General features: G+C 51.3%; 12 protein-coding genes and 1 pseudogene. All 13 read left to right on the top strand.

All coding sequences use genetic code 11. The features are described 5' to 3' along the window. The first annotated feature begins 35 nt into the window (after positions 1 to 35). The 13 genes and pseudogenes from cysD (at position 36) to ELY33_RS14850 (ending at position 19,895) form a co-directional block, all read left to right on the top strand. The gene (gene cysD, locus ELY33_RS14800) at positions 36 to 938 is read left to right on the top strand and encodes a sulfate adenylyltransferase subunit CysD (protein ID WP_126948674.1); all 903 of its coding nucleotides are present in this window, start codon (positions 36 to 38) and stop codon (positions 936 to 938) included. Continuing rightward, a complete protein-coding gene (cysN, locus tag ELY33_RS14805; RefSeq protein WP_126948675.1) occupies positions 938 to 2,842 on the top strand; it encodes a sulfate adenylyltransferase subunit CysN in 1,905 nt (634 codons plus the stop codon). The genes cysD and cysN overlap by 1 nt, the downstream gene beginning before the upstream one ends. 135 nt (positions 2,843 to 2,977) lie before the next feature. Then, positions 2,978 to 3,748, top strand: coding sequence for a 3'(2'),5'-bisphosphate nucleotidase CysQ (cysQ, locus tag ELY33_RS14810; RefSeq protein ID WP_126948676.1), 771 nt, complete (start codon positions 2,978 to 2,980; stop codon positions 3,746 to 3,748). 218 nt (positions 3,749 to 3,966) lie between these two features. Then, complete coding sequence (glmS, locus tag ELY33_RS14815; RefSeq protein WP_126948677.1) at positions 3,967 to 5,814, top strand: glutamine--fructose-6-phosphate transaminase (isomerizing); 1,848 nt, start codon at positions 3,967 to 3,969, stop codon at positions 5,812 to 5,814. Positions 5,815 to 5,860: 46 nt separating this feature from the next. Then, positions 5,861 to 7,204 (top strand): phosphoglucosamine mutase, encoded by a 1,344-nt coding sequence (glmM, locus tag ELY33_RS14820; protein ID WP_126948678.1) that lies wholly within the window; start codon positions 5,861 to 5,863, stop codon positions 7,202 to 7,204. 89 nt (positions 7,205 to 7,293) lie between these two features. Continuing rightward, positions 7,294 to 8,460: a nucleotide sugar dehydrogenase gene (locus ELY33_RS14825; RefSeq protein WP_126948679.1), complete on the top strand. Its 1,167-nt coding sequence runs from the start codon at positions 7,294 to 7,296 to the stop codon at positions 8,458 to 8,460. Between the two features lie 121 nt (positions 8,461 to 8,581). Further along, on the top strand, positions 8,582 to 11,584 hold the full coding sequence (locus ELY33_RS14830; RefSeq protein ID WP_244208621.1) for a glycosyltransferase: 3,003 nt from the start codon (positions 8,582 to 8,584) through the stop codon (positions 11,582 to 11,584). A gap of 25 nt (positions 11,585 to 11,609) precedes the next feature. Continuing rightward, on the top strand, positions 11,610 to 11,987 hold the full coding sequence (locus tag ELY33_RS18155; RefSeq protein WP_244208622.1) for a glycosyltransferase family 2 protein: 378 nt from the start codon (positions 11,610 to 11,612) through the stop codon (positions 11,985 to 11,987). A gap of 25 nt (positions 11,988 to 12,012) precedes the next feature. Next, positions 12,013 to 13,908, top strand: coding sequence for an alginate O-acetyltransferase AlgX-related protein (locus ELY33_RS14835; RefSeq protein WP_244208623.1), 1,896 nt, complete (start codon positions 12,013 to 12,015; stop codon positions 13,906 to 13,908). A gap of 36 nt (positions 13,909 to 13,944) precedes the next feature. Next, positions 13,945 to 16,257 (top strand): glycosyltransferase family 2 protein, encoded by a 2,313-nt coding sequence (locus tag ELY33_RS14840; protein ID WP_126948681.1) that lies wholly within the window; start codon positions 13,945 to 13,947, stop codon positions 16,255 to 16,257. A gap of 663 nt (positions 16,258 to 16,920) precedes the next feature. Then, positions 16,921 to 17,262, top strand: a pseudogene (locus tag ELY33_RS18160) (glycosyltransferase); the annotation flags it as partial. Beyond that, positions 17,254 to 18,960, top strand: coding sequence for a phosphoglucomutase (alpha-D-glucose-1,6-bisphosphate-dependent) (pgm, locus tag ELY33_RS17905; protein WP_167470103.1), 1,707 nt, complete (start codon positions 17,254 to 17,256; stop codon positions 18,958 to 18,960). The pseudogene ELY33_RS18160 and the gene pgm, both read left to right, overlap by 9 nt. Before the next feature lie 80 nt (positions 18,961 to 19,040). Further along, complete coding sequence (locus tag ELY33_RS14850) at positions 19,041 to 19,895, top strand: UTP--glucose-1-phosphate uridylyltransferase (RefSeq protein WP_126948683.1); 855 nt, start codon at positions 19,041 to 19,043, stop codon at positions 19,893 to 19,895. The last annotated feature ends 45 nt before the right edge of the window (positions 19,896 to 19,940 follow it).

Below are 19,940 nucleotides of genomic sequence, written 5' to 3' on the forward strand. Positions count from 1 at the left end.
TAAGAACAAATTTACACACAACATTGAGAAAGATGATGACATCACTCACCCATCTGCAGCGCCTGGAAGCAGAAAGCATCCAGATTATGCGCGAAGTGGTCGCCGAGGCTGAAAACCCGGTAATGCTGTATTCCGTCGGTAAAGACTCTGCGGTCATGCTGCACCTAGCGCGCAAGGCGTTTGCGCCCGGACCACCGCCGTTTCCATTATTGCATGTGGATACGCGCTGGAAGTTTCGCGCTATGTACGAATTCCGCGACAAAATGGCAGAAGATATCGGCATGGATCTTCTGGTGCACATCAACCCCGAAGGTGTTGAGAAAGATATCAACCCGTTTACTCACGGTTCGGCAATTCATACCGATGTAATGAAAACCGAAGGCCTGAAGCAAGCGCTTGATAAGTATGGCTTCGATGCTGCCTTCGGTGGTGCCCGTCGTGATGAAGAGAAATCGCGCGCGAAAGAGCGCATCTTCTCTTTCCGTTCTGCTCAGCATCGTTGGGATCCTAAAAACCAACGTCCTGAACTGTGGAAGCTGTATAACACGCGCAAGAACCCTAAAGAGTCGATTCGGGTTTTCCCGATTTCCAACTGGACGGAGTTGGATATCTGGCAATACATCCACCTGCAAAATATCCCTATTGTGCCGCTTTATTACTCTGCAGAACGCCCCGTGGTTGAGCGCGATGGCGCGCTGATCATGGTGGACGACGAGCGTATGCCGCTTGAGCCGGGTGAAGTGCCAATGATGCGTAAGGTGCGTTTCCGTACGCTGGGTTGCTACCCGTTAACCGGTGCGGTGGAATCTGAAGCCGATACGCTTCCTGCCATCATTCAAGAGATGCTTCTGACCAAGACGTCAGAGCGTCAAGGCCGCGTGATCGATCACGATAGTGCCGCCTCCATGGAGAAGAAAAAGCAAGAGGGCTACTTCTAATGTCGCATTCATCTGAACTTATTGCCGAAGACATCGAAGGCTACCTGAAAGCCCACGAACACAAAGGCCTTCTGCGTTTTATTACCTGCGGCAGTGTTGATGACGGTAAAAGTACCCTGATTGGCCGTTTGCTGTTCGAGTCCAAGCTGTTATTTGAAGATCAGCTGGCTGCTATTGAAGCTGACTCTAAAAAGTACGGCACTCAGGGCGGCGAAATGGACTTTGCCCTGTTAGTTGATGGTTTGGCAGCAGAGCGCGAACAAGGCATTACCATCGACGTGGCTTATCGCTATTTCTCTACCGAGAAGCGCAAGTTCATCGTTGCTGACACGCCTGGGCATGAGCAATACACCCGTAATATGGTAACCGGTGCTTCTACAGCAGACGCCGCCATTTTGATGGTTGATGCGCGTCACGGAATTTTGACTCAGACACGCCGCCATAGCTATTTGATGTCGCTGATTGGGATGCGGCATGTCGTCGTTGCCATCAATAAAATGGATTTAGTGGATTACTCTAAAGCGCGCTTCGATCAAATCGTTGAAGAGTACCGCACGTTTGCTAAACAGCTTGGTTTGGAAAACATTACGTTTATCCCTATGTCAGCACTTAAAGGCGATAACGTTATTGAGCCAAGCCCTCAAATGCCTTGGTATCACGGCACCACGTTGATGGGCTATTTGGAAACCGTTGAGCTGGATGCTGAGCATTTGCAGCGCTCTCCCTTCCGCCTACCGGTGCAGTGGGTGAATCGTCCTAACTTGGATTTCCGTGGTTTTTCGGGGATGGTGGCCAGCGGGGTTGTTCGCCCAGGTGACCAGATTCGAGTTCAGCCTTCTGGCAAAATCAGCACGGTGTCGCGTATCTACACCCTTGATGGTGATTTGGACGAGGCGGTGGCAGGGCAATCGGTAACACTGTTGCTGGAAGATGAAATTGATATCTCCCGCGGCGATGTGATTTCCGGTGTGGAGCAGCCTGCGCACACGGCTGACCAGTTTGAAACCACATTGGTGTGGATGCATGAAGCGCCACTGCTGCCGGGCCGCCCTTACTTAATGAAGTTGGGCACGCAAATGGTGTCAGCGACGGTGACCGATATTAAATATCAGGTTAACGTTAATACGCTGGAACACATGGCTGGCAAGCAGCTCGACTTAAATGGCATTGGTATCTGCACGATTAGCCTTAACCGTGCTGTCGCTTTTGATGCTTATAAAGAGAACCACGATACCGGCGGCTTTATCCTGATTGACCGTATGACAAATAATACGGTTGGTGCCGGTATGCTGCATTTTGCGCTTCGTCGTAGCCAAAATATTCATATGCAGCATGTGGATATTGATAAACAGGCGCGTGCGTTGGCGAAAAGCCAGAAGCCAGCGGTGTTATGGTTTACTGGCCTTTCCGGCGCGGGTAAATCAACCATTGCTAACCTAGTTGAGAAGAAGCTGTTTACCCAAGGCCAGCATACGTACTTGTTGGATGGCGATAACGTTCGTCATGGACTAAACCGTGATTTAGGCTTTACTGATGCTGATCGCGTTGAAAACGTGCGTCGCGTCGCGGAAACCGCCAAGCTGATGGTGGATGCTGGGTTGATCGTGATGTCGGCGTTTATTTCGCCTTTCCGCAGTGAGCGTCAATTGGCGCGAGATTTGTTGGAAGCGGGTGAGTTCATCGAGATTTTCGTCGATGCGCCGCTTGATGTGGTGGAAGCTCGCGATCCTAAAGGTCTTTATAAAAAGGCACGCCGCGGTGAGCTGAAAAACTTCACAGGCATTGATTCAACGTATGAAGCACCTGAGTCGCCAGATATTCATCTGAAAACATCAGTGATGAGTGCCGAAGAAGCAGCTGATAGCGTAATTAGCGCATTGCGTGAGCGTGGGCTAATTAGCTGATCACTCATAACCATGCATGTTAAACGCAAAATGTATGTTAAATGCGTAATGCATGTTGAATGAGTAATTAAAGTATCGATAAGCCATCAAGCAGCCAGCGGCTGTTTGGTGGCTTAATCACGAGGGAATGACAGTATGATTGATCAAGCGTTATTGGATTCTGTCGAGCGTATTGCTCGTGAAGCGGGCGATGCCATCATGGCGGTTTATGCGCGCGAATTCAGTGTAGAAGAAAAAGAAGATAAAAGCCCTCTGACTGAAGCCGATAAAGCTGCCCACGACATTATTATGCGCGGCCTTCAGGGGCTTTCTTTACAGTTGCCTATACTCTCTGAAGAAGACATCGATGGTTTTGCCGGAGCAGACAGCGATGGCCGCTATTGGCTGGTAGACCCACTGGATGGCACTAAAGAGTTTATCAAGCGTAATGGCGAATTCACCGTGAATATCGCGCTGATTGAACACGGTAAACCGATCTTGGGCGTTGTTACTGCGCCTGCGCTTGAAACTGCTTATGTTGCCGCTGAAGGGTTAGGCGCATTTAAGGTGGAAGCGGATGGTCAGCGTCATGTCATACATGTTGCGGGTCAGCCGGATGCTAACGCTGCTTGGCGTGTGGTAGGTAGCCGCTCGCACCCTAGCCCTGATCTTGCCGCGTGGCTTGAAACGCTAGGTGAACACGAAATGTTACCCATGGGTAGCTCTCTTAAACTATGTTTAATTGCAGAAGGCAAAGCGGATGTTTACCCTCGTTTAGGGCCAACTTGCCTTTGGGATACCGGTGCTGCCCATGCGGTTGTGCTTCAAGCCGGTGGCCGGGTTGAAACGCTAGTGGGTCAGCCGCTTAACTATGCTAATCCTAGTGAGAAGCTCAACCCGTATTTTGTTGTTTGGGGACAAGCGTGAAGACCGCGCTTTGAAGGTTCACCCAGAGGGAGTGTAAGATATTCCCTTGAAGAGGCCGTTCATTGGATACTTTCTTCTTACAGCTTTTTTGTGGTTGATTTCGTGGATAGCCCATTGCAAATAGTCTCTTGCTAATTGTTTTGCAAGCATTTTCATAATGGCCTGCTGTTTATGAAAAAAAGCCATCGTCGTTTTGAGTCTTTGTTAAAGGATTGAGTATGTGCGGAATCGTCGGCGCCGTTGGCGCAATGGAATGTACCCCGTTTTTGCTTTCAGGCTTGAAGGTGCTTGAATACCGCGGCTATGATTCCGCAGGATTAGCAGTGCTGAATGCGTCTGGTGAGCTGATCCGTGCTCGCGCCAAGGGCCGAGTCTCGGAGCTGGAAGCCCGGGTTGCTGAGAAAGGGGTCGAGGGGAAAGTGGGCATTGCTCATACCCGTTGGGCGACCCATGGTGTTCCTGCTGAGCGTAACGCTCACCCGCATATTTCGAGTGGGTTGGCGGTGGTTCACAACGGCATCATTGAAAACTACGAAGCCCTGCGCGAGCAGCTTCAGGGGTTGGGGTACGAGTTCACTTCCGATACCGACACTGAAACCATTGCTCACTTGATTCAAGCCTGCTTCAAAGGCGAGATTGGCGAGCCAGCGGAAAACCTTTTTTCTGCGGTGCGTTGCGCCGTGGCGCATTTGCATGGTGCTTTCGCTCTGGCGGTGGTTAGCGAAGATGAGCCAGATTGCTTAGTGGTGGCCCGTGAGGGGTCACCCTTGATGTTGGGTATTGCTGATAATGGCCACTATGCCGCGTCAGATGCCTCGGCACTACTATCTGTTACTCAACAGATGATGTATCTGGAAAATGGTGACGTGGCACGCTTGACCAGTGATTCGATCACCTTGGTAGATGCCCTTGGCCAACCCGCTCAGCGTGACGTGATTACCTCTAGCCTTTCTGCGAATTCGGTAGAGCTGGGTGAGTTTAATCACTACATGCAGAAAGAGATGTTTGAGCAGCCCCAGGCATTAGGTAACACGCTTGAAATGCTGAGCGGCGCAGGTCAGCTGCAGCCGGGTATTTTTGGTGCAGAAGCGCACGCTGTTTTTGAACAGGTGGATTCTGTTCTGATTCTGGCATGTGGTACGTCCAGCTATGCGGGTATGACCGCGAAGTACTGGATGGAGCAAGTGGCGGGTATTTCGTGCAATGTTGAGATTGCCAGTGAATATCGTTATCGCCAAAGCGTGGCGAATCCTAACCAGCTAGTGGTGGTGATCTCACAGTCGGGTGAAACTGCTGACACGCTTGCTGCTTTACAGCACGCGAAGTCAATGGGCCACACCCATACGCTTGCGATTTGTAACGTACCTGAATCTGCCATTGTGCGTGAAACGCTGCTGCGCTTTATTACTCGCGCTGGCCCGGAAATTGGTGTTGCGTCCACGAAAGCTTTCACTACTCAGCTTGGCGCGCTGTTTTTGCTGACGCTTTTATTGGCCAAAGCGAAACATCGTTTAAGTGAAGTAGATGAAAAAGCTTACCTGGATGAACTGCGCCACTTGCCCATTGCGGTTGAAAAGGTGCTGGCATTAGAGCCCAGCATTAAGGCGTGGGCGAAGCATTTTGCCAATAAGCATCATGCGCTGTTCTTGGGTCGTGGCCGCCACTTCCCGATTGCACTGGAAGGTGCGCTGAAACTAAAAGAAATTTCTTATATTCATGCCGAAGCTTACCCAGCAGGGGAGTTGAAGCACGGCCCGCTAGCCCTGGTCGATGCGGAAATGCCGGTAGTGGTAGTAGCCCCCAATGACGAGCTGTTAGAAAAGCTAAAAGCCAACATGCAGGAAGTGAGCGCTCGTGGCGGTCAGCTTTATGTGTTTGCTGATGGTGGCAGCGCTGTGAAGCCAAGTGAAGGCGTCAATGTACTCGTGATGCCAGAGCACTACGGGTTGCTTTCACCCGTGCTACATGTGGTAGCCCTTCAGTTGCTGTCCTATCACGTAGCGCTGGTCAAAGGTACCGACGTAGACAAACCCCGTAACTTGGCGAAAAGCGTCACGGTGGAGTAAAACCATTCACTCCTCACTATCTACTCCTCACAATCCAGGTTTTAACATGCGACAGTATTTTGGTACCGATGGCGTACGTGGACGTGTTGGCGAATTCCCCATGACCCCAGACTTTGCGATGAAATTAGGCTGGGCGGCAGGCAAAGTGCTGGGGGCTGAAGGTATTAAAGAAGTGTTGATCGGTAAAGATACCCGCGCCAGCGGTTATATGTTGGAGTCTGCGCTGGAGGCGGGCTTTTCAGCGGCGGGTGTTAATGTGGCGTTGGTAGGGCCACTGCCAACACCCGGGGTGGCTTATCTCACTTCTACCTTCCGTGCGGATGCTGGGGTGGTCATCAGCGCCTCACACAATCCCTTTGACGACAACGGTATCAAGATTTTTGGCCAAGGTGGCTACAAGCTGACCGATGTTCAAGAACAGGAAATTGAGAATAAACTGCATATTGCGTTGGAAGGCGGTATGGAGTGCGTAAGTTCAGAAGCATTAGGCAAAGCACGCCGTGTAGAAGATGCCGCCGGACGTTACATCGAATACTGTAAAGCCGTACTGCCCAGCACATTAAGCTTGAGCGGGCTGAAAATTGTGGTAGATAGCGCCAATGGCGCGGGCTACAGAGTGGCGCCCGCTGTTTACCGAGAGTTGGGTGCTGAGGTTGTTAGCATCCATGACCAGCCTAGCGGGGTCAACATTAATGCGAACTGCGGTGCGACCTCCATGCGTAGCCTATGCACAGCAGTGCTAGAGCACGAAGCCGACCTTGGGATTGCGCTGGATGGCGATGCCGACCGTCTTATGATGGTTGACCACACGGGGGCTGTAGTCGATGGTGATGAGCTGCTGTTTTTGCTGGCGAAAGATGCCAAAGCGGCGGGCTATACGGGAGGCATTGTTGGCACCCAGATGAGCAACTTGGGGCTTGAACAGGCATTGACTGCCATTGACGTGCCTTTTGTACGTGCCAAGGTAGGCGACCGCTACGTGATGGAGCAGTTAAAAAGTACGGGGTGGCGCTTAGGCGGAGAAGGCTCCGGTCACTTGCTGACCCTGGACCATGCCTCTACCGGTGATGCGGTGATTGCATCGCTTCGTGTGTTAACGTCATTGCTGAACCAGGGCACCACGCTTTATATGGCTAAGCAGGGCATGAATAAGCTCCCGCAGGTGCTGGTCAATGTGCGCTTCAAAGCCGGTAAAAATGAAGACCCGCTCGACAGTGAGACGGTTCAGCAAGCGGTCACTGAAGCAGAAGATAAGCTCGCTACTAATGGGCGAGTGCTGCTTCGCAAATCCGGCACCGAGCCATTGATTCGTGTGATGGTGGAAGCCAGCGACGCTCAGCTTGCTAAATGGTGTGCTCAGCACATTGCTGATGCGCTACCCTCTCTCTAATCTGTTGGCTTTGCAGATGATCGTTGTTAATTAATAAGTTGCTATCACATGCATTTGTTTATGCATGTGATGACTTTAGGTGAGGATGGATGAAAATTGCAGTCGCTGGCACGGGCTACGTGGGCCTTTCAAACGCGATGTTACTGGCGCAGCACAACGAGGTGGTGGCTGTTGATATCGTGCCTGAAAAGGTTGAAAAGCTAAATAACCGTGTTACTCCAATAGAAGATGCTGAGGTCTCGGCGTTTCTAAAAAGGGAAGACCTGCACTTTACGGCTACTCTGGATGGTGAATCCGCCTATCAACAGGCGGATTTCGTCATTATCGCCACGCCAACCGATTACGATCCTGAAACCAATCACTTCAACACCACAAGTGTTGAGGCGGTGATTAATCAGGTAATGCGCGTTAACCCTGACGCGGTCATGGTGATTAAATCTACCGTGCCGGTAGGTTATACCACCGAGGCCGCTGAGCGTTTTAATACTCAAAATCTGCTGTTTTCCCCAGAGTTTCTGCGTGAGGGTAAGGCTCTGTACGACAACCTTTATCCTTCGCGAATTATTGTTGGTGAGCGTTCCGAGCGTGCGGCGCGCTTCGCGGGCCTGCTTGAGCAGGGGGCAATCAAGCAAGACATTGATGTGCTACTGACAAACAGCACTGAAGCTGAAGCTATCAAGTTGTTTGCCAATACCTACTTGGCAATGCGTGTGGCGTATTTTAATGAGCTGGATACTTACGCAGAATCTCATGGGCTAAATGCGAAGCAAATTATTGAAGGGGTTGGCTTAGACCCACGTATTGGCAAGCACTATAACAATCCAAGCTTTGGTTACGGCGGCTATTGCCTGCCGAAAGATACCAAGCAGTTGCTGGCTAATTATCAAGATGTGCCTAGCAACATGATTCAAGCCATCGTCGAGGCAAACCGTACCCGCAAGGATTTTATCGCCAAATCCGTTATGCGCCGGAATCCAAAAGTGGTGGGTGTGTATCGACTAATTATGAAAACCGGCTCTGATAATTTCCGTGCCAGCGCGATGCAAGGTGTGATGAAACGCCTGAAAGCGCGGGGCATAGAAGTGGTGGTGTATGAGCCGGTGCTTGATGCCGACGAGTTCTACAATTCGGAAGTGATGCGCGATTTTGATGCGTTCAAACAAAAATCCGATGTGATTCTGGCGAACCGCATGGTCGATGAGCTGCAGGATGTTGCGGATAAAGTGTATACCCGCGACCTGTTCGGTAGCGATTAAGTGTTGTGTGTCTTGATAACAGGTTTCCATGTTCTCTTTTTTAGCTAAATGGTGGCGTAATCCACGTGTTGTTGAATCACCTGCAAGTGCCACCATTACAAGTGCGCCTAAGAACGAGTTCTTGGACGACGCCGCTTTTGATGCTCAGTGGTATCTTGCTACTTACCCCGATGTGGCAGACGCCGGTATCGACCCTTGGAGGCATTATCTGCAACACGGTAAAGCAGAAGGGCGTTTGCCGTGCCGCAACCTAGCCATTGGCTGGGGGCACGCGTTGTGGCGGGGGGCAGAAGCGGTTGTTTTGCCCCGCTTACAGCGGTTATTGACGGCCAAAAATGTCACGCCAGTTGAACAACTGACGGCGCGTTGGGAGCTTGCCCGGTGGTATGCCTGGCAGGCGAACTGGCCTGCCGTGTTAGCGGTTCTGCTACCGGAAGGGAAACTTGCTAGCTTCAACGTTCCTGGCCCAGCGTTGCTAGTCGTTGACGCTTGCTGTCAGCAATCTGAAGACTTCGCCCAGGATGATGACGCGTTAGCGCAAGCGCTGGCATTTTTAGAAACGCATTACCCGAACCATGCCGATACGGCGCTGGCAAAGGCAAATGCACTTAGTCTATCGAAAGCGATTGCACCGCAAGGTACCAACCTAGACCTGGAACGGTTGGCTTTGATCAATCGTTATTTTCAAGCTCAACGGTTGCAGCCAATTACCTTGGCTGACCCTAAACAGCCGCTACATTTGTATAACCTTGCGCCTGACAATTCTGACAATCTTTCTGACACCGACTTCGACGAAGGCTTACCACGCGTTAGTAAGGCTATTCCTCATTCCTCACCATTCACTCCTCACCCCTCACCGCTCACCCCTCACGCTTCGCTGCCTTTTATCAGTGTCATCATTCCGCTCTATAACGCGGAGCGTTCGATCACGATGGCACTCAACAGCCTGCTTTGTCAGCAAGGGGTGCGTTTAGAAATTATTGTGGTTGACGATGCTAGCCCCGATAACAGCGTTGCCAAGGTGGAGCAGTTAAAGGCCAATGCGCCGCCGCATATCGAGTTGGTGCTGCTTCGCCATTCTCAAAACCAAGGGGCTTACGCTGCCCGCAATACGGGGATGGCAGCGGCCACTGCGCCGTTTATTACCACCCACGATAGTGATGACTGGTCGCATCCTCAAAAGCTTGTTCTGCAATGCCAGGCATTAATAGCACAGCCAGCCATAAAAGCTTGTTTGTCTCATTGGGTGCGGGCAACGCCTGAACTTAACTTTCACCGCTGGCGGTTGGACGAGTACGGTTGGGTCTACCCGAATATGTCGTCGTTGATGTTTCGCCGTGAGGTGTTTGACGCTCTTGGCTATTGGGATAGGGTGAGCATTAATGCAGATACCGAATGGCGTTGGCGGGTAGAAGCGGCCTTCGGTGCGGGCAGCGTTAGTGACGTGCTGCCAGGCGTGCCGCTTTCCTTTGGGCTTGCCGATGGTGGGTCGTTAAGCCAGCATGCCTCGTCTCACTTAGTGAGCCAGTTCACCGGCAACCGCTTTCGCTATATGCAGGCTGCACGTCGCTGGCATCAGTCGTTGCCTAGTGAATTAACCATGCCTGTTGCGCCTAAACAGCGCTTATTTAGTGCACCGAAAGGCATGCTGCGTGGCATCGCGCCTCCTAATCCTCCGCCGAGTGAGTTTGAGCTGATTAGTGAATCTGGCTTTCTGGAGGCGGGCTGGTACCTAACCCGCTACATAGATTTGCAACAGACCCCTGTTGAGCCGTTAAACCATTATGTGGAAACCGGGGCAAGCGAAGGGCGTGATCCTGGCCCCAGCTTTTCGACGTCAGGTTATGTGCGCCGTTATCCTGAGGTGGCAGACACCAAGATTAACCCGTTGGCCCATTTTCTGAGCGTGGGGCAGGCAAAGGGATACCAGCCATACCCTGAATGGCAGGGTGAGCGAACGTTTGCAAACCGTCCTACCGTGATGCTGTGCGCTCACCAAGCGGGCAGCACACTGTTTGGTGCGGAACGTAGCCTGCTAGATGTGCTGGAAGCAATGGGCGAACTGCGCTGGAATGTGGTGGTGACCCTGCCGGAAGCCAACAACGTGGCCTATGAACAGGCGCTGATAAAACGTTGTAAAGCACTGGTTGTGCTTCCCTATGGTTGGTGGCAGGTGGGTAAACACGCCGACGAAACAACCGTGGCGCAGTTTGAAGCGCTTATTGCCTGCTACGATATCAATGCACTACATGGCAATACGGCCGTGCTGCATGAGCCATATATTGCCGCGAAGCGGGCGGGCATTCCTTCGCTCGTCCATGTCAGGGAGTTACCCGCTTTTGATGAAAGCTTATGTGAACTGCTCGGAGCGGCGCCCGATGAGTTAGTGAAGCACGTCCACCAACAGGCCGATATTGTTGTGGCTAACTCTCAGTGCGTGGTCGATGCGTTTGCGTTGCCTGATTCGTCGTCGCGCCTTGCAATTGTGCCCAATACGATTGATATGTCGCCGTTGCTTGCACTGCCAGAGGTGAGCTTCACACCGCAGGCCGGCGTTCGCGTGGGGATGCTAAGTAGCAACGTCGCTAAAAAAGGGTTGAAGGATGTAGAGGAAATGGCCAAGCATCTAGACACCTTGGTACCCCGCGTTGACGTCGTGCTATTTGGTGCGCAAACGCCGGCTATCGATGACTTGCTTCGCCGCCAAACTCAGGGCAAAGCGCCCAGCAACATACGTTTTGCAGGTTATGTCGAAAATCCTGGGGCGGCCCTGGCTCAGCTGGATATCGTGGTGAACCTATCCCGCTTCCAGGAGTCTTTTGGACGTACCGTGTTAGAAGCGATGGCAGCGGCTCGGCCCGTTGTGGCTTACGACTGGGGGGCGTTAAGTGAGCTGGTCGTTACCGCTGAAAATAGCGATGCTAGCACGGGTCTATTGGTACCCTTTGGTGACTCATTCGCGGCTGCCGAGCAGGTGGCGGCATTGGCGAATGATGCTGCTCTTTGCCGTCGATTGGGGCAAGCTGCCCGTCATCGAGCGCAAACGTGCTTTGGTGCGACTGAGCTGCAAAAAGCGCTGATGAAGGCTTACGGCCTCACACAGCGCGATGAATTTTCCTCATAGGAAATCGAAAGATTAAGGGTTTTATTTGAAGCTTGCGATTGCTGCCATTGTTAAAAATGAACTAGATAGTTTGATCGAGTGGCTGGCATTCCATCTTGCGGTGGGAGCCAGTCATTTTTTAATGGCTGATAACGACAGTACCGACGGCACTAACGAATTCTTGTCGCTGCTAGCTGACCAGGGGTTAGTAACGCTGATTACGGTGCCAACGGGTAAGACGCCTCCTCAGTTGTCTGCTTACCAAACGCTGTTGTCAAAATGCCCTAAAGACATTGATTTAGTTGCTTTTATTGATGCTGACGAGTATTTATTACCCACGCTTGAAGGGCAGTCGTTACTGGCGTGGCTAGAAGAAAGGTTTTCATCGTCTGACGTTGGGGCATTGGGCGTGCTTTGGTTCTAACGGAGCAAAGTTTCGTGAGGAGGGCTTGGTTATTGAGCGCTTTACCCAGCGTGCCAATCAAACCTTCGGGCCTAATCATCATTTCAAAAGCGTGGTTCGCCCCCGTTATGTTAAGCGTTTTGACAATCCTCACTATGCACGTTTAAAGCGAGGTCACTATATTAACAGCCTGGGTCAACCTCTGGTGCCACGTAAGAAGCAGCAAGGAAAGCCGTGGTATGGGTTAAGTGAGCATGTTACCTGGGAAGGTGCACGTGTTAATCACTATTTGGTGAGATCGGTTGAAGAGTTTGTGTTGGGCAAGTCCAAGCGGGGCAGTGCGACAACAGCTAACTATTACAAGCAGCGCGACTATTTTATGCGCCATGACCGCAACGATACCGCGTGTCATTTGGCCGCTGAACTCGCGCCTAAGGTCAAAGAACACATGAAATGGTTGCAGCAGCTTGCTGATAAAAAGCAGGCTATGAGCGGCTCGAAGACCAACGAGCAGGCCAATAAAGCATCTTCCACCGAGTCGTCTTCGGGCTCGGAGTTAACCCGCTGGTTTAAGCGCCGATTAAAAGAGCTTTCTTCTACAGCAACAAGTGGGCAGCCGCCCATCGAGCGTTGGGCGTTGGACTACCCTTCGGAGCAGCGTGGTGCGCGCTTTCTACCTTCTGGTCGCGTGGTGCAAGGTTGGCTGTTACTGACGGAAGAGCTAGCCGACATGCAGTCGCAAGTTCGCATTGTGGCTGAATGGCACTCGGCCTTTGAGCTGTGCCACCCTTTGGATGTTGATCGCCCGGATGTTATCAAAAGTATTTTTTCAGTGCCCGCGGAAACCCATCCCCAGCGCACGTGTGGTTTTCGTTTTACCGTCCCTCCCAAGCTGGGTAACTTCCGCTTATGGCTAGCGCTTGATGATGCACGTTGGTTGTTGCATGAGGTGACGGTTGATACTCAGGATGTAGAAATCGCAGAGCAGCTAAAAGTATTACAAGGCAAGCAAGGTTGGCTGTTTTTGGATAACGATACGAACGGTAGCGTTGACCAGTTCATGGGGCGCATGCGTCTAACCAAGGCCGGTATAAAAGGGTGGGATAACTATCTTCACCAGCTTGAAAATGCCGCTGGAAACGTTCCTTGGGCGTTATTGGTAGCCCCCTCTAAAGAGAGCGTAATGGGGGCAAGCTATCATCCTCGAGAAGAGGGTGTTTCCGGCCCTATGCATCAGTTGCTTAACCTAAGCGCTTCTGCTGGTGTGGTTTATCCTGTTAAAGAACTGAAAGCCCTGGGTGACGGTGCGTTTATTCCTACGGATACCCACTGGACCCATCATGGGGCGTTGGCTGCCACCATAGCGCTAGCGGTAAAGCTGGGTGTGGGGAAAAAAGCCTGTATGGCGCTGTTTAAAAAAGATCGCTATAAAAATAAATCCATGGGCGGTGATCTTGGTAATAAGCTCACCCCGAAGCAGACCTCCAGTGTTGATGTGTTGGTTTCTTTTGGTCATACGCGCTACAAAACCTACGATAATGGCTTGCCCAACTTTGGCCGATTGTTGGTGATTGAGTATCCAGAGGCGTTAATGTCAGGCACGTGTTTGATATTCGGCTCTTCCTCTAGTTATTCCATGTTCAATTATTTATGCCGTGTGTTTCAGCGGATTGTGTTTGTGCATAGTGCGGGAAATGTTGATCCTGAGTTGGTTAAGGCGGTTGCACCTGCGTATCTGGCCACTCAGACCAATGCTCGGTTCCTAGTGCAGATACCCACGGTTACCCATAGTTTGGATGAGGTGATTCACCAAAAGTGTGCACAACTGGATGAGAAGGCGTTTGAAGACGTTCATGAAAAGCGTATCATCGCACCAGATGACTACCTTCAAACCTTGGGATTGCTGCGCTGGGAACAGGTCGCTAGCAGTCTTCTTGTGTAAGTGTTGCCTTGGTAACAGAATGGGTTAAGGATGGCGATGAGGCAGCATATTGTCAGTTTAAAAGAAATGATGGCTGCCATTGGGAGGCACAGCGGAGTGCCCCCATTCTGGCGGCGTAACCCCAGTATTTGTATAGCAGAAGCACCTGCTTTTAAGAGCGAAGTTGCAGCAAACGTCAATACAGCCGTTAAGGCGAATACCTACTGTGTTAGTCATGGGGAAAAACCACTTCCCGGCTGGAACATGCTGGAACTGGATGGGCTAGGGGCGGATGCTCATGGCGCAGCCACGATTTTTTTCTATACCCGTAAGGGCATCATCGAAACCTCGGTGTCGTTGCGCCCGGGTAAAACGACTAAGCGAATTCTTTGGGTGCCGCGAGGCGTAAAAAAAATCGCGTTCTCTTTTTTGGCTAGCGAAGCCGCTTTGGCCCATTTAACTGTTGAATGGGTTTGGCTCACGCCTTGGTTTGCCCATAGCCGCTTAGCGCGTCGTTTGATTAACAATCATGCCAGTTATAAAGGTATGAGAACGCATGACGTTGTGCGTTATCTTCACAGGGAATCGGTTGCCCAAGCGCGTAGCTGGCGCAGCATCGCCCAGGAGGAATATAACCAAACTCACGCAAAACAGCATGTGTCTGAAGATTACGCTCGGTGGGTTAGCACAACAGAAACAGAGGCTATCGAAGATCCTCAGTCGATTATTGCAGGCCTAAAAACAGCGCCGCTGTTTTCAATTATCATGCCGGTAACGCTGAGTGATTTGGAGCAGGGTGAAGCATCTTTTATTGCGACCATTAACTCTTTAAAAGCTCAAAGTTACTTCTTTTGGGAAGTGTTCATCGTGCTCTCCGCTGACATTACCGATAAACAGCGAACAGTGTTAGAGCGCTATATCCCTACGACTAGCCGCATCAATCTGATCCATAGCTACCACCGCACGTTGGCAAAGTTAGATCATCAGGGGTTTATTCAAACCCAGGGTGATGGCGTCATGCGCATTAGCTGGGGCGACCAGTTAGCGAAAGAAGCATTATGTCAGTTGGCGAAAGCATGGAATGATCACCCAGAAGCCCAGCTGTTCTACAGCGATGAGGATGTACTAGGTGCCGATGGTAAACGGTGTCAGCCAAACTTTAAGCCGGAATGGAATCCGGACTTGTTGCTTTCGACCAACTATATCGGTCGCGTTGCTCTGTATAAGCGGCGGTTGCTTTGGCAACTGGAGTCTGAGCAGGCTGATTTGCTTTCTCATTTGACCAGCCGGGCCGCAGTAGATTATGCGCTAGCGCTCACCTTTATGATGTGGAAAGTAACTCACGGCAACGCAAAGTCAGTGTGTCATTTGCCTGCTATGTTGTATCACCGTAATGAAGACTTTCCCCATCCGCTTCATCAACAGGATGCTGTTTCGCTGGTTAGCAGCGTATTGAAGCAGCAAGTGGCCAGTGCAAAAGCGGTGGTGCATCCTGGGTTGCTGGAAAGCGCAGTGCGAATTGAGTGGCCAATTCCACACCCTGCGCCGCTGGTAAGTTTGTTGGTGCCTACCCGCAATGGTGTTGATATTTTGCGGCCTTGTGTGGACGCCATTTTAGAGCGCACGGCTTACACCCATTTTGAGCTGCTGATTCTGGATAACCAGAGTGATTGCCCGGAAACCATCGCGTACATGGATGACGTGGCAAAGCGAGACCCGCGTGTTCGTGTTTTGCATTGGGATCATCCGTTTAATTATTCAGCGATCAATAATTTTGGCGCGGCGCAGTCTCATGGCAGCATTATTGGCTTGATTAATAATGATGTAGAACCGGTAAATGAACACTGGCTAACTGAGATGGTTAGCCAAGCCTGTCGCTCTGAAATTGGCTGTGTGGGAGCCAAACTTTATTACCCTAATGGCATGTTGCAGCATGGTGGGGTAATACTCGGTTTGGGCGACGTAGCGGGTCATGCGCATCGTTTCTTCTCGCGTGAAAGTGATGGTTATACGGGACGCTTGAAGCTGGTTCAGAACTTATCTGCGGTGACAGCGGCGTGTTTGCTGCTACGTAAAAACGTGTTCAATAACGTGGGCGGTTTAAATGAACAGAAATTAAGCGTGGCCTATAACGATGTGGATTTATGCCTAAAGGTTAGACAAGCGGGTTACCGCAACTTGTGGTCTCCGTTTGCTGAACTCTACCATCATGAATCTATCTCTCGCGGTGCCGATGATACGCCTACCAAACGCGCCCGCTGGCTAAGCGAAGTTGCTTACATGCGCCGCACTTGGGGTGAGCATCTAGACAACGACCCGGCTTACAATCCTAATTTGACTCTTGTGCATGAAGATTTTTCGCTCAAGTGAGGATAAGGTGAGAAAGTGAGGGGTAAGGCGAGAAGTAGCCAAGTGCGCTGGGTCGTTGTTAGCGATGGTGGCCTGCCGACTGAAGACATCTACTTTCTAGAATCTGCAGCGCCCACGCTGCGAAGCCAGGGGGTAACGATTGAACGCGTTGTTGCCTCACGCTCTTTTGGTGCGGCTTGGCGTCATGGGCGCTCTTTTTTGCGCCAATATGCTGGGGCAAATATAGTGCTGTGCCGCTCGTTACCCTTAAGTTGGTTGCGTTGGCTAGAACGGCATCGCCAAGCCTTTGGCTATATCGGTTACTTAATTGATGATGATATTGAGGCGGCTGTCAGCGATCCAACGCTACCGCCTGCCTACCGAAAGCGAATGGCGGGTATTGCTAAGCGTCAGCCCCGTCTTCTGGCAATAAGTGATGAAGTGATTACTTGTAGTGATTCACTGGCTGAGCATTTTCATCCTTACCATCCTTGTGTTTCAGTACTAACGCCGCCTCTTATCGCTAAGCTGCCAGTAAAAGATCACTTTGAATCCTTCCCTTCATCTTTGATGCCTTGGCGAATTGGCTTTCATGGTACTCGGGCGCACTTGTCTGATTTGATGCACATTGCCCCTGCGTTGCAGGCTCTTCAGCGAGCGCGCACCGATACGCAACTTGAGCTAATGCTGGGGAAGCACACCCCCAAAGCCTTGACGGAATTACCCAATGTTTTGGTACCAGATCCGCTACCTTGGCATGCTTTTCGCAGCTATCAGGCTAAGTGCAGTCTGCACATTGGTTTGGCACCATTGTTAAAAACACCCTTTAATCAGGGTAAGTCGTTTATAAAGTTTCTGGATATTGCTGCGATGGGTGGCGTGGGCGTCTACTCTAATCGTTACCCTTATACCGAAGTAGTTAATCATGGGGTGAATGGTCTGTTGGTAGAGGATTCCCCTGAAGCTTGGCAGGCTGCCATTGAGCAGCTGCTCAATAATCCAGCCGCGACTGCTAAGATGGCGCAACAGGCTGCAAAAGACGCCGGTAAAATTGGTAACCCGCAGCGTGCAATAAGGTTTTGGCAGACGCGTGTGACCCAGCTAAATGTTAATAAGGAAGCTAATAGAATGGATGCCATTGTTAAGGCGTTTTTTGATGAAACCCCAGATGCCAATGTTGTAAAAGAGCGTGTGGCGTTCGGTACGTCTGGCCATCGGGGGCGCGCCACTGAACGCACCTTTAACGCGGCGCACATTTATGCGATTACTCAAGCGGTGGTTGATTACCGCACTGAGGCAGGTTACCAAGGGCCTATGTTTCTCGGCGTTGATACCCATGCGCTTTCAAAGCCTGCCTGGGAGTGTGCCTTGCGGGTGCTGGCTGCTAATAAAGTGCCCGTGTTCGTCGAAAAAAATCACGGTATTACTGCCACGCCACTGGTCAGCCGTGCGATTTTGCAGCATAACCGTCCTCACGATCAGGTAACGCACGATGCGGCATTGGCCGATGGTCTGATTATTACGCCGTCCCATAATCCTCCGGAAGATGGCGGTATTAAGTACAATCCGTCTCATGGCGGGCCGGCTGATACGGAAGTAACCCAATGGATTGAGCTTCGTGCCAATGTCTATTTGCTAAGACAGCTAGGTGATATCTCCCTAGTACCGTTAGAGCAAGCGTTAGCTCACGCTCAAGAGTATGACTTTACTGCCCACTATGTGGCTCAACTTAGCCGGGTTGTGGATATCACCGCCATCCAAAAAGCTAATCTCACCCTGGGCGTCGACCCGATGGGCGGTACCGCGCTACCGGTATGGCAGGCAGTGGCCGAACACGTTGGCTTGAATCTTGAAGTGGTCAATACCTCCGTAGATGCCTCATTCAGCTTTATGCCGCCGGACCATGACGGCAAAATCCGCATGGATTGTTCTAGCCCTGATGCCATGGCTAACTTGCTGAAAATTAAAGATCGCTTTGATATTGCGTTTGGCAACGACCCGGATGCAGATCGCCACGGCATTGTGGATGCCAACGGCTTGATGAACCCTAACCACTTTTTAGCCGTGTGCGTGGATTACCTACTCAGCCACCGGCCTGAGTGGTCAGAAACACTCAAGATCGGTAAGACACTAGTGTCTTCTTCGATGATTGATCGGGTAGTGGCTTCCCACCGCCGTGAACTTTATGAAGTACCGGTGGGGTTTAAGTGGTTTGTTGAAGGCTTACATGATGGCTGGTTAGCCTTTGGGGGCGAAGAAAGTGCAGGGGCTAGTTTATTAACCCGTGATGGCAAGGCGTGGTCGACTGATAAAGATGGCATTGCGCTGTGCTTGCTAGCCGCTGAGATCACCGCTGTCACCGGTAAAACGCCCAGTGAATACTATCGTTCGTTAACCGAGCGCTTCGGCGAGCCGTTTTATAAGCGTGTCGATACCGCCTGTACTACTGACGAAAAAGCGGCCTTCAAGCAACTCAGCGCAGACAGTGTGACTGACAACACGTTAGCGGGTGACCCTATCACGGCAGTGTTGGTCAAGGCCCCTGGTAACGGTGCGGCTATTGGCGGCTTGAAGGTAACGACCGAAAACGGTTGGTTTGCCGCTCGCCCCAGCGGTACAGAGTCGCTATACAAAGTGTATGCGGAGAGCTTTAAAGGCCCTGAACATTTAGACGAGTTAATTGAAAGTGCCACCGCGCTGCTCGGTGGCATTTTGAAAGCGTGATGTTTGGAAATTACGTAAATAGCCTGGTTTTGTAGCGCGGCGTATGCGTCAGCGCATCCGCAACAAAAAGGACGTTAATGATGACCCAAGTGCGTAAAGCAATTATTCCTGTCGCCGGTTTTGGCACACGTCTGTTGCCCATCAGCAAGGCGATCCCTAAGGAAATGGTGCCCGTTGTAGATCGTCCACTTATTCAGCACGTGGTGGAAGAAGCGCTAGCGGCGGGGATCAATGAAATCATTTTGGTAACGCGGGCAGGAAAATCTGCCATTGAAGACCATTTTGATGCGCACTTTGAACTTGAGCACTCACTGGCCAGCAAGGGCAAGAGTGCATTGCTAGAAACCCTATCGGCTATTTCGCCGAAAAAACTTAAGGTGACTAGCGTTCGTCAGCCTAACGCCAAAGGTTTGGGCCATGCGATTTTCTGTGCCGCGCATTTGTTAGATAAAGACGAGCCGTTTGCGGTCATTCTTCCGGATGTATTGGTCAAGCCACAGGTTGGAAGCACGGCTTGTGACCTGGGAAGCATGGTAGAACGCTGGGTTGCTAACGATGCGTCGCAAATCATGGTGGAAGCGGTGCCCCGCGAAGAGGTTTATCGTTATGGCATTGTTGACTGTGACGAGCCTGCGGCGGGCGAGAGTGCCACTATGCGGGGGGTTGTAGAAAAGCCCACGCCTGAAGAAGCGCCTTCACGACTTTCGGTGATTGGTCGTTACGTACTGCCGTATCGCATTATGGAGCTGCTGAGTGATCAACCACCTGGCGCGGGTAACGAAATTCAGCTGACGGATGCCATCGACCGCTTGATGCAGGAAGGCAAAACGGTGCAAGCCTTCCGCATGCATGGGCGCACCTTTGACTGTGGTCACATTGAAGGCTGGTTGAAAGCCAATACCACGCTTGCCCGCGAAGCCGGTTACGACATTTAGCACCTATATTAATCAAGTACCAACATACGAAAGTCGCTCAGTTCA

The organism is Vreelandella andesensis, from assembly GCF_003989795.1.
Taxonomy (GTDB): Bacteria; Pseudomonadota; Gammaproteobacteria; order Pseudomonadales; family Halomonadaceae; genus Vreelandella; species Vreelandella andesensis.